Genomic DNA, 12333 nt, shown 5'->3' with positions numbered 1-12333 from the left:
TTATGCCTCCCTCTACGCCACTAAGAACAATAAATAAGATAGGGACTATCACGATCCTTAACAAATTGGCGAATTTCCTCGTCTGAATTGAGCTGAATTAGCGGTGCAATATACTCAATACCAAGCATTTGCCACGAAGATGTTTGAACGATTGGACCATGTGTCATAACGTTTTTTAATAAAGTTGTTGCTCTTTCCACATCCGCAAGAGGTGCATCTATTTTGGTAATGACGCCAATTTGTATTTTAGGAATGCCCAAGCTAAATTGTGGTGGAAAAACACTCCTTGAGGATGTGGCATCCTGTAAATAGATTACATGCGTCACTTCAAGCGATGTTGCCATAATATTTCTGTAATACATCGGATTTTCTATATATTCTCCAGGTGTATCAACAATCCAGTCATCAAAAACGAGTGCTTGCGTTTTATTGGCTTTTCTATCTTTGCCTAATAACGCATTCATTAGCGTTGACTTACCAGCTTGCACACCGCCTATTATCATTACTCGATTTTTCATATGGCACATCCTATGACTTCGTTATTTTAGATGGCGTATAACCTAGCATTTCTGAAAGAAAACGATTAATTTCTAACATCGCCATTTCAACTTCAGAGACACTGCCCACAATAACGAGACTGCCCGTAAAACGATCTAAAAACCCTAGTTTTACATTCGCTGCCTTTGTAGCTATATCCCCAGCAATAATGACTGTTTCACTCGGTGTACAAGTCATAATGCCAAGTGCACCTGCTTCTTGAATACCAAGTTTTTGAAACATTTCAGGATCTGGATTTGCTATTAAATGACTCAACGTTAGTTGCTTACCCGGCACAAATTCCTGAATAAATCGTTTCTTTTCTTCACTCATACGACATCCCTTCTTTCTATCAAGACTTTTGATCTGTTAAATATTCTCCCTCTTTAATGATGCCTGCCTTGCGATCTTCTTGTTCCAATTTTAATGCTGTAGGTACTGATAGCTTATAGGCAAAGAAAATGGCAATGATTCCTGCTAAAAGCTTCCCTGCCATTACAGGTAAAATAATTGTTGGCTGGAAATTAGCAGTAAATGATAAATGATCACCTAACAGGAAGGCTGAACAAACTCCAAAGGCAATGTTGATTACTTTATCTTTTGGCGGCATCTGACGAATGAGTGTAAACATAGCTAAAATATTTGCACTCGTTGCTAAAATCCCTGCACTTCCTACCGATGAAAGACCTAATTTTTTACCTGCTGTTTCTAGCGGTTTAGAAGCATATTTTCGGATTAAGTAGACCATTGGGAATGCACCCGCTAACATAATACCGATATAACCAGCCGTTTCTAATGCACGGAATTGGTCAACACTATCTGCCATGATTGGATCAAAGCCCCATGCCCCAAAAATCTTTGTAAAAAGACCCGTAAAAATTTCAACAATCGAGAACACAAGTACAAGCTTAATCGCCGCATCCATTACACGTCCAAAAATCATAAAACCTTTGATCATGCCATTTGGAATGAGCTTTAGCCCTAACGCAATTAAGATTACAAAAATAAATAAAGGCAATAAATTAAGTAATATTTGTAAAACAGAAATGGCAAAAACATAAGTTGGTGCAGATGTAGTACTAATGACTTCACGAACTTCCGTGTTAAACATCACAATCATGATTGATGAAATAAATGCACCAATCGGAATTGTTAAAACACCCGCCATAATTCCTAATGCCATATACTTATGATCACGCTTGTCTAACATCGCAAGACCCATCGGAATTGAGAATACAATTGTTGCACCTGACATAAAACCAACAACAAGTGCCATTACCCATCCTTCATAGGATTCCTTTAAGGCATTTGCTAATTGATATCCCCCCATGTCCGACGCTAAAATTGTTGTTGCGGCTATTGCTGGATCAGCTCCAATCCATTCAAAAACCGGACTAATAAAGTGACTAATAAACCATGTTAAGTAAGGTATAGCTGCCATGATTCCTGCCGCGGGTACAAAAATATGCCCTACAGTATGGATACCATTCATAAATTCTTTACCAATCCCATACTCTGCATCTCGAATTGCTCCGATCGCACCTAAAACGGCACAAATCATAATAATATAAACGATTATCGTTCCTATCATTGCCATCTTACTCATCCCCCCCTTTGATTTTGATAAATATATAGAAAAAAAGACGCATTAAAGAAAAATTCTCTTTAAGCGTCTTTGCTTCATCTATTAACTTGTAATGTATGAATAATTCGTTTTGCTATTGTCACCATTTCCTGCTGACTTTGCATACTCTCATTGCGAATTTTTTTATAAGCCTCGTCCTCGCTAAGTTTTTCTGATTGCATCAGTAACCCTTTCGCTCGTTCGATTAGTTTCCGCTTTTCTAATTCACTTTGCTTATGCAATATTTCACCGTTCAGACGGTTAAATTTATCGATTTGATGAAATGCCACTTCTAGCGCTGGCAAGACATTTTTCTCAGAAAACGGTTTCATAACATAACCTAAAATATTGTCCTGTTTCATGTACAATAACAATTCTTTTTCACTGTAAGCTGATATAAACAGTACGGGTATACCTAACTGCTGTTCAATAATTTTACTTGCTTTTAAACCATCTAGTTTCGGCATTTTGATGTCCATTAAAATCAACTGTGGCTTATGTGTAAAAGCTAGCTCAATCGCTGATTCTCCATTATTTGCTTGAGCAACGACTTCATAGCCATTATCTTCTAGCATAAATTTCAAATCGATAGCGATAAGTGATTCATCTTCGACAATCATTACTTTCCTAGTCATTTAGGATAAATACCTCCTCACTTACAGGAAACTGAATTTGAGTATGTGTACCTTGTTCACTAGGGATAATTGTAAATGTGCCAGCTAAATCATATTCAACAAGCCTTGTAATAATCTCCATTCCAAATGATGCCTTCACCTCGTGCATGCCAACGCCGTTGTCGGAAATATGAAGTGAAATATAAGAAGCATCCTGAAGAAATTGAATATCGATTATTCCTTCCTCGCGCTCGATAAAAGCATACTTTAATGCATTTTGTAGTAGCTCACAAATAATTAATGCGAGTGAAACAGCTTTTTTCGAATGACAATATAGCTGAATATCATCATCGTGGAAGATTAATTGAATGGATTGTGTATTGGTAGTACCAATCATTTTATGCCCTATCTTTTTAGACAAAGCGATAACGTCCACTTTTTCTTCCGCATTATCCTCATTTTCTAAAATAAGTTCATAGACAGAGGAAATACTATATATTCGATTTAATGCCTCTTGAAAAGCACTTGCATTTGAAGCTGCTAGGTCATTTCGCATTTGCAATCGCAATAGGCTTGTAACCGTTTGTAAATTATTTTTCACACGATGGTGAATTTCTCGTATAGCAAATGTCTTCATCATCAGTTCATTTTCTTTCAGCTTTAACTCTGTCAGATCATGAATAATAAGAAGTGTCACTTTATCATGTTGACTGCGAATTGGAATTTTTTTCACTATAAACGATTTACGATCAATCGTAATTTCTAAGAAAAAGACATCGTCGCCTTTATCATAGACCTCTTGTAAAAAAGGTAAAATTTTATCCAACGCAATATTGTTAAAATGCTCTAGCCCTGAAAGCTCCGTAATAAAACGGTAGCCTGCTGGATTGCTATAAATCACTTTGTTTTCATGATTTGTGAGAATAATTGACTCTACTAATAAATCAGACACAACAGGAATTGGTTGCGAATTTGGCTCGACAATATGCTCAATTAAAGCAAAAGGCATATTTTGAAAATCATCCTTTGGTGCAGTTTGCATTTTGACCTTTTTTTCTTGAATCAACATGGCAATAACCTGTCCCTCGTCATTAAAGACAGGAACAACATTTTGTTCAACGGTTATACCTTCCTGTGTGATTGCTCGAGAAATGGATGATTTTTCTTTATATTTAAAAGCTGCAAATACTGCTGGTTCAAAGCTTTCAAATACGATTTTTCCAATCACTGATTTTTCGTATAAACCAATTTCTTTTGTAGGGAATGCCTCTGCCACAACAATTGCATGTGGTAAATTTTCCACCATGCAATCTATAAACATATAGCAATCTGTCAATTCAGCATAATAGGAAAGTGTAGTTTCAAGCTCTACTAACTTCTCGATATCTGTTTCGGATAAGTTTGTATATTTACTACACAGCGTTTGAATGCTCGACAGGTCCACCCCCTATCATAGAATACTCACCAGTAATCGTAACTATTCCTTAAATTTCTTGTCATCATTATAAACCTTCTGCAAAATTATTTTCAAGAAGAAAAATTTTGTGCTTCAATCAATTACATCACATTACAAAGAACTATATAGTTTAAAAGAGAAATATTCAACACTTTTTTTCGACATTATATAAATATCATGACGTTATTATTATTTCAATATATTAAAAAAGCGAGTTTGCATCGATGGCAAACTCGCTTTTTTCTATTTTATTTCTGGTGTTACTGCTAAAATATTTTCAAATGTTTCACGCTGTTTGGCTTCTTCCTCATTTAACAAAATATGAATATCGCCATGATCGTTAGATGTACGAATTAATCGTCCCATTCCTTGTTGTAGACGTAATTGCATAAAAGGTAATTCTACTTCTTCATACGGATTTTCAGCAAATGTCCGTTTTGCGTCAAACAATGGATCATGTGGAGGGAAAGGCAAGTCATAAATTATGACACGTGTCAGTGCTTCTTCAGGTAAATCTAAACCTTCCCATAAATGATAGGAACATAACGTTTTAACAGTACCTTCTTGGAAATCACGAACAATTGCAGATAGTTCACGATCTCCCTCAAATGCAACATGCATACGTTCCATAAGAGGCAATTCCGCTTTAAAGTTTAACATCGCTTGTTTTGATTTAAATAATATTAATGTTTTTTCACCATCTCCCAACAGTTGTTGGACACGAGCTGTTTTATTATTTTGAGATAGTTCATGCAAGTAAATTCTCATCACCGCTTCGTAATCAAAAGGTGACGGAACTGAGAATGATTGGTAATTATGAATACCAAGACTATAAGCAATATATGAGAAATCCTTATTGACAGATAGTGTTGCAGAAGAAAATACAATAGGAAGCTTTTTCGAAAATAATTTTTCTTCTAAAACTTCTGTAATAAGACGTGGCATAATGACAAGCGTTTCCTCACCATCTGTTTCCTCTAGCCAGTCAACTGCATCACCTTGCGCTGTAAAAATGCGAAGTGAAGCTTGATATTGCTCCAAATACTCTTCTGCCATATTTAACTCATACTCTGGAATCATATACATTTCTGATTCAAAAACAAATTCCTCAAGCAGTATTTCGACATCTTGAATAAGTTGTTTACCATATTTTAAAAGTGTTGCAGATTTGTTTATACGCTTACGTTCTTCCTCAGAAGCTACAATATCATCACGCAGCTGATCAAAAAATAGTTCGTGATCGTCTTGTAATTTTTCCATTGCATACAAAGTTCGTTCACGTACACCGTCTACCATTAAACGTTCTAATAGTGGAACAATCGTCGTTGCTTGAACTTTGTACGTCATTGCTTTCTGCGCAGCGTACTCTAATAAATGTCCTTCATCTAGCACCATCATCGATACTTCTGGAAGTAACGCTAACTGTCCTTCACGTTCACGCGACTCTTTCGTTGCTAAATGCTCCATTAAAAAGTCTTGCGAGCAAATAATTAAATCCGTTGATTTACGGTAATGTGCACGGTGAAGGGTTTGACCGCAACGATTACGCAGATCACATACAGAACATTGCATAATCGCGTTATAATTCACTTTGTGCCAATCTTCATCACTAACCGTTGGATAATCACTGCGGTCACCGTATGGTTGCACAGCAATCATCGAGCCTTGGGCATATACGCCGTCAGGAATTGAAAATGCTATATCATCAATCCACTCATCTGTTTCGACTTTTTCAGCTTCCTCGAAACGCTTTAAGCATAAATATTGATCACGTGATTTCGCTAAACGTACATCAATTTCTAAACCGAGTGTTTTTTGTAATTTATAAATATCGCCGCCCTCTTTAACGAGCTGATCGATTAATGTTTCATCTGCACAGGCTATTAAAGCTGGTTTACCTGTATAGCGTGCATAGGATACAGCAGGTAATAAATAGGCAATCGTTTTCCCTGTTCCTACTCCCGCTTCAGCAAATAATACATTTTTCTCTTTTAAAGCCTGTTCAATTTGATAAGCCATAAAAATTTGCTCATCTCGGCATTCAAATCCCTTTTCTGGTAATTCATCATAAAGGACGTCTCCCATCCAGTCACCTAATGACTCGAAAAACGAGCGATCCTTCGTTAATGCAAATGGTAAAGATTTACGCAATTGACGTTCCCCCTCATACAATCTGTTCCTATTATACGCGACGAAACGGAAGATAAGAAAAAATCTCACCTTCCGTTACTCTAGTTAGTCTCTTTTAGACTTTTGTCCCCAGTATTGATAATAATTCGTTTCAATAAAACCATTGAATAACTTACGTCTTTTCGTCGATTGACGACCGTACAATTCTTCAAAGTTTTTCATGGAGGACAGCATGTACACTGACCAAGTTGGGTAGTTTTTCATGACTTGACCTAAATCACGAATGACCTGCTCCACAACTTCTACATCACCAATACGTTCACCGTATGGTGGATTCCCAATCATAACGCCATCTGTAAGCAGTGTTGTAAAATCACGAGCTTGCATTTGTTTGAACGTAATAATGTCCCCAAAACCTGCTTCAAGGGCATTTTCTTGCGCAATACTCACCATGCGATGATCAATATCTGAACCAATAATCTCAAGTGGTTGATCATAATTGGCTATGCTATCTGCTTCATCTCGAACCGCTTCCCAAATTTTCGCTTTCATCCAAGGCCAACTCTCCGAAATAAATTCTCGGTTATAGCCTGGTGCGATATTTTGTCCGAACATTGCTGCTTCTAGAGCAATCGTACCTGACCCACAAAATGGATCTACAAATGGTCGATTCGGATTCCATTTTGAAATCTGAACGAGTGCAGCGGCTAAAGTTTCTTTTAACGGTGCTTCCCCTTGAGCTTGTCGGTAGCCACGCTTATGTAAGCCAGCGCCAGAAGTATCAATGGTAAGTGTAGCCACATCTTTTAAAATTGAAACTTCAATTTTATAAGTTGCACCAGATTCATCTAAAAATCCAAGACGTTTGTAATGCTGCTTCATGCGTTCTACAATTGCTTTTTTCGTAATTGCTTGGCAATCTGGCACACTAAATAATTTAGACTTTACTGATTTTCCTGACACAGGAAATGATGCGTCTACTGGTAAATATTTTTCCCATGGTAACGCCTTTACACTTTCAAACAGTTGCTCAAAAGACTTTGCAGGAAATTGTCCTACAACAATTTTTACACGATCTGCTACACGTAGCCATAAGTTCGTGCGGGCAATGGCCGTTTCATCACCTTCAAAATAAACCTTGCCATTTTCGACTGTCGTTTCGTAACCGAGAGCCTGTACTTCTTGTGCTACAATCGCTTCTAAGCCCATTGCAGCCGTTGCTACTAATTTATAGTTTGCCATACATTATTTCCTTCCTTGATGTTCAATTTCCCAAAACTCGATATACTCCAGCAATTCGGGAAGTGGTAATGGTTTGCTGTAATAATAGCCTTGGATAATATCACAGTTCATTTTCCGTAGTATATCCACTTGTTGCGCTTGTTCTACACCTTCTGCTACAACTTTCATTTTTAGACGATGTGACATTTGAATAATGGCATCTACAACTGCCTGTTTTTCATCGAGCGAACTAATATGTTGAATGAAGCTACGATCAATTTTTAAACAATCGAGAGGGAATCGAACTAAATAGCTCAGCGATGAATAGCCTGTACCAAAATCATCAATCGAAATTTTAAAGCCTAGTTGCTTTAGTCGAACGAGCTTGCTAACCGTTTCCGAAGCACTATTCATGACAGTGCGCTCTGTAACTTCTATTTCAAAATTGTTTGCTGACGTGTTATATCGTTCCAATATTGTCTGAATCGACTCTAAAAAGTTTTGCTGCTTAAAATGAATGCTTGAAATATTAATTGCAATCGGAATTTTACGACCAAATTGTTGTAATTTAATTGCTGCTTCACAAGCCATTTCAATAATAACTTCGCTTAAAGGAATGATAAGACCTGTCTCCTCAGCATATGGAATAAATTCTGCTGGAGATACAAATCCAAGTCTTTCATTATTCCAGCGAACGAGTGCCTCAAGTCCTTGAATATGTTCATTTTCCACCGTAATTTTCGGTTGGAAATGCAGCTCAAATTCGCGATTTTCAATTGCTCTACGTAACTCTGAATCTAGCAATAGAACACGCTGACTGTCAGTTTGCAATTCATCAAAATAAAATGAATAGCTATTAAGACCATTCTTTTTAGAATAGGTCATCGCTTTATCTGAACAAGTAATAAGTTGCTCAGACGTCACCCCATCAGCAGGATACATACTAATCCCAATACTTGTGGAGATAAAGACATCTTGTCCATTTATATTCATCGGTTGTTCTATAATTCCAATAATTTGCTCAGCAAATTTCGCAGCTTCTCGAACATTTTTTACATTCGTTAATGTAACGATAAATTCATCTCCGCCGTACCTAGCAATGATATCTTTGTTTTTTAGCAATGTTTGAATACGTTTTGCTGCTTCTACAAGAATCGTATCACCTACTGCATGACCTAACGTATCATTTATTTGTTTAAATCTGTCCAAATCAAGGAAATAGACAGCATGCTGTACTGAATGAGAAATAGTAGAAGACGATTCTAGTAGGCTATCCATTCTCTCAATATAAGCAAATCGATTTGATACATCTGTTAAGGAATCTGTTAACAAACGTTTTTCTAGTTCATTTTCTACTATTTTTCTTTCAGAGAGATCTGTGAAAATACCACAATAATTTGTGATTTCTCCCATATCGTTTGTGATGCTAACAATTGTTAACCATTCAGGATACACGTCTCCTGTTTTACGACGATTCCAAATTTCACCTTGCCATATTCCTTCTTGTCGAATCTTTTCCCACATTGTCAAATAGAAGGATAACTCATGTACACCTGACTGCAACACCGCGGGCGTTTTCCCCATCACTTCATCGCGTTTATAGCCTGTAACGAATTCAAATGCTGGATTAACCATCTCTATTTTCTTATGTTTATCCGTAATCATAATGCCTTCAGATACATTTTCAAAAATTTTCTTCAGTAAGGAAGTGGGGTATTTAGAAATCGAATTAATCTTCTCCAGATTATTAATTACTCCGCCCATGTTTCCGCTCCATCCTATCTATCGATACTACCCTTATTTTTAGAAAAGCGCGTTCCTACTTTTTGCGTAGGTATGTATGTCGCGTCCATACGATAACGGTGATGTTATGACTTCGAAGCGTATCGACAAAGGCGCGGCCAACATGGTGTTAGCCTAACCTTAGGCGTATATCGCGCATGACTAGACATCATAAGTAATAGATACAACTTTAATTAGTTCAAAAGAAAAGCTCTCCACCGAATTGGAGAGCGCTTGTTATTTCATAGTTAAGCATCAAAAAATTCAATAAGCCATGTTTTGTTCCCGAGTACTCAAACAGCTTGCGCCTCGTACGACCGGGCAGTAATCATCTATCTACAGAGCAAACTCTGTCCCTCTATCCGTTCAATTCCTTCAAGAGAGTGCCCCTACCATAATTTGGGTTTCTCACTCGTGGGGTTTACCTCGTTCCACCTTGTATGTTTCCAAACAAGCTTCGTCACTGTGGCACTTTCAGGAAGTGTCAACCATATCAAATAGACTTAGGTCTTCCTTCCGCCGTCAGCTTTAAGCTGCCTTACCTTATTTTTTCAGTAAGCACGAACACTACGGCCATCGCAGAACCGTGTGAGCATGGACTTTCCTCTACGACGTCTAGCGTCGCAGCGATTACTCGAATTTCATGATGATACGAAGATTATACTAGAGTTTTATGATAAATACAATGTATATGATAAAAATTATTCGTAAAGCTTGCTACCAAATACATGTTTTTCTAAATTTGAAAGTCGTTTAAGAATATCAAAGTTGGTTGTACCTGCTGCTGAAACAGCTGGTTGCGGTTGTCTCTTTGGCGTATTTTCTATTTCTTCTTTTAGCTGTTTATTCTCTTCTTTCAGTTGAGCAACAACTTTTTCAAACGTTTCGTAATCTTGAATTATTTCATCAAGAAAAGAATCGACCTCTTCTACATTGTAGCCTTTAAAGTTTTTCTTAAATTCCTTTTCAAGAATCATTTTTGAAGTTAATTTAATGTCCATTCACATCGCCCTTCCTCGCACTACATACACGAATTCATTATAGCATATTTCCTAACATTATATCGTCTGAAACCATCAATTGTAAGGCTAAACTTGTCGTTTCTTGCGCTTACCCGGGAAATTATTGCTTATTTCCTAATCTGTGCAACCTCTTTTCCCAAGAAATTGCCCATTTTTGTTTTTGTTCCATTCGCCATTCCTCAGTCGAAGTAATTAATTGTATGCCTTCTAATGTATAATTAATGGCCTGCTTGTAATCTTTCATTTGATGCTCATAGAGCATAGCTAATTGTTCTAATGCATGCAACTTTTTTCGTGGCTCTATAAAGTGGAGTGAAGCAACAAAAGCATCGATTGCATCGCTAAATTGCTTATTTTTTTTAAATTGAATTGCCAAATAAAATTGAGCATTGCCCGCTTCTCGAGCATCAAATTGTGTCGTTACCTTTTCTAAAACGTTAACACTTTGGGGGCTTTTCTTTAAATCAGCATACCATTTCCCGATATTCGTGTAAGTATTGGCTGATTCATCGCTCGCCTCTTCAAATAATAAGTTAGTAGAATGAACATACAAGGTTATGAGCGATAGCAAATCCCATTCGTTATGAATAAGGACCTTCATAAGTGCATCAGGCACACCACTTTTTACAGCATCAAGATAAATGATTGGTGCTAAATAGCCAGGGATATCGCCTATACGGGAAAAGCCAAGCTTCTCCTCTTCTACTGATTTTAATTTCATACGCTCCATATCATTTTTCCATAATCGCTTCGAGCTATGCAGTAAATCTATTTGGCGCTGTGTTCGTAATTTAGGTAATACTTTTTGGTTAAGGGTCCAACGTGTTTCAAGTTGTGGCCAATCAAAACTTTTACCATTATACGTAATAATCGTCGCTGTTTTTTGCCAAAGCCTAGATTCAAATAACAGGGCAGCTTCATGCCCCGGATCTGCTAAAACATATTGCGTTAAGACAAAATCATGATCCGTCAGTTCTAAAAAGCCCAGAAGAAAAATTTGTGTCCCAACACCTTTTAACCCAGTCGTTTCTGTATCAAAAAACAGTACTTGCTCACCCATATTTAATGCATAAGGATGTTCAAAATCAGCACTTTGCCATTTTGTTAACGCGTCAAAAAATGACTGCAATTGATAGTGACCGTGCTGATAATTGAATGGATAATGCACTTGTCGTTTAAAAACGATGCCAAAGTCATTTTCGATGCGCGTAAGACCTGCCTTTTCCCACTGCTCCGTATAGTTAGGAGCACTCGGTTTTTGAAAGGCTAGTTTTTCAGTAACTACCTGTTTTTCTACTTTTTTTCCTAGCATTTTTTTCATTTGTAGTATTTTATTTTCGTAAGACATTAACTTCACTCATTTTCTGCCTGTAAGATTTTTAATACTTGTGCAAGCTATCTTTTACTTTCATTTTGCAAATAATTAGTCTCATAGATTAAACCTCGAGTCACTTGATATACATGTCTTATTGTGTATCGTGTGAGATCATGATTTAAGCCAATGTTATCATACGTGCCAAAATGAATTTTAATGATTTATCTATGCAACGTTTATTTCTCTATAAATATGTCGCTTGCGAATAAGTTTGTAAGATTAACATTATTAATTATTTCTATAAGAATAGCGCCTCCATGTAAAGGATTTCAAAAATTACGAAGCGCTTATTATAAGATATTTAACAATTAGATTGTTTAATTATAATCATTTAGAAGATGAAAGTAATTACTCGTCTATCTCCCTCAACATATAGATTGTCTAAGTTTATAATTTAAAAGTCTGTATAATTAGTAAAGCACATCTTCTCCCTTATGTAAAAAGAGAGAAGATGTGCTTTTTTTTGTTATCAATTCATTGCACGGTACATCAATGCAATAAATTGTGTACATGACACAGGATCATCGAGTTTAAAATAGCCATCATCCCCCAATGCAATTCCTTGTTGTTCT

At 36.7% G+C, this 12333-nt stretch carries 10 protein-coding genes and 1 other RNA gene; all 11 read right to left on the bottom strand.

The features are described 5' to 3' along the window. Positions 1-20: 20 nt before the first annotated feature. The 11 genes from ACIQXW_RS04010 to ACIQXW_RS03960 all read right to left on the bottom strand — a co-directional run bounded on the left by ACIQXW_RS04010 (position 21) and on the right by ACIQXW_RS03960 (position 11734). Entirely contained in the window at positions 21-518 is a 498-nt protein-coding gene (locus ACIQXW_RS04010) for a EutP/PduV family microcompartment system protein (protein ID WP_340825055.1), read from the bottom strand. Positions 519-528: 10 nt separating this feature from the next. Beyond that, positions 529-870, bottom strand: a complete 342-nt coding sequence (gene eutS, locus ACIQXW_RS04005) for an ethanolamine utilization microcompartment protein EutS (protein WP_340825057.1) — start codon at positions 868-870, stop codon at positions 529-531. Positions 871-889: 19 nt separating this feature from the next. Continuing rightward, the gene (gene eutH / locus ACIQXW_RS04000) at positions 890-2134 is read right to left on the bottom strand and encodes an ethanolamine utilization protein EutH (protein ID WP_340825058.1); all 1245 of its coding nucleotides are present in this window, start codon (positions 2132-2134) and stop codon (positions 890-892) included. Positions 2135-2217: 83 nt separating this feature from the next. After that, entirely contained in the window at positions 2218-2796 is a 579-nt protein-coding gene (locus tag ACIQXW_RS03995; RefSeq protein ID WP_340825060.1) for an ANTAR domain-containing response regulator, read from the bottom strand. Continuing rightward, the gene (locus tag ACIQXW_RS03990) at positions 2789-4219 is read right to left on the bottom strand and encodes a histidine kinase N-terminal domain-containing protein (RefSeq protein WP_402760010.1); all 1431 of its coding nucleotides are present in this window, start codon (positions 4217-4219) and stop codon (positions 2789-2791) included. The genes ACIQXW_RS03995 and ACIQXW_RS03990 overlap by 8 nt, the downstream gene beginning before the upstream one ends. Before the next feature lie 255 nt (positions 4220-4474). Then, positions 4475-6382 (bottom strand): ATP-dependent DNA helicase, encoded by a 1908-nt coding sequence (locus tag ACIQXW_RS03985; protein WP_340825062.1) that lies wholly within the window; start codon positions 6380-6382, stop codon positions 4475-4477. An 84-nt stretch (positions 6383-6466) separates the two neighbouring features. Beyond that, positions 6467-7603: a THUMP domain-containing class I SAM-dependent RNA methyltransferase gene (locus ACIQXW_RS03980; protein WP_340825063.1), complete on the bottom strand. Its 1137-nt coding sequence runs from the start codon at positions 7601-7603 to the stop codon at positions 6467-6469. A gap of 3 nt (positions 7604-7606) precedes the next feature. Further along, positions 7607-9346: a sensor domain-containing protein gene (locus tag ACIQXW_RS03975; protein ID WP_401018631.1), complete on the bottom strand. Its 1740-nt coding sequence runs from the start codon at positions 9344-9346 to the stop codon at positions 7607-7609. A gap of 281 nt (positions 9347-9627) precedes the next feature. Further along, positions 9628-10006: RNase P RNA component class B (rnpB, locus tag ACIQXW_RS03970), an RNA gene on the bottom strand. Positions 10007-10065: 59 nt separating this feature from the next. Beyond that, positions 10066-10365, bottom strand: a complete 300-nt coding sequence (gene gpsB, locus ACIQXW_RS03965) for a cell division regulator GpsB (protein WP_340825066.1) — start codon at positions 10363-10365, stop codon at positions 10066-10068. 121 nt (positions 10366-10486) lie between these two features. Then, entirely contained in the window at positions 10487-11734 is a 1248-nt protein-coding gene (locus ACIQXW_RS03960) for a ribonuclease H-like domain-containing protein (RefSeq protein ID WP_402760008.1), read from the bottom strand. Positions 11735-12333 lie beyond the last annotated feature (599 nt).

The sequence above is a fragment of the Lysinibacillus sp. NPDC097162 genome (assembly GCF_044762185.1).
GTDB lineage: Bacteria > Bacillota > Bacilli > Bacillales_A > Planococcaceae > Lysinibacillus.
The sequence above is the reverse complement of the archived record's forward strand: the minus strand, read 5'-3'. Positions and strand labels throughout refer to the sequence as shown.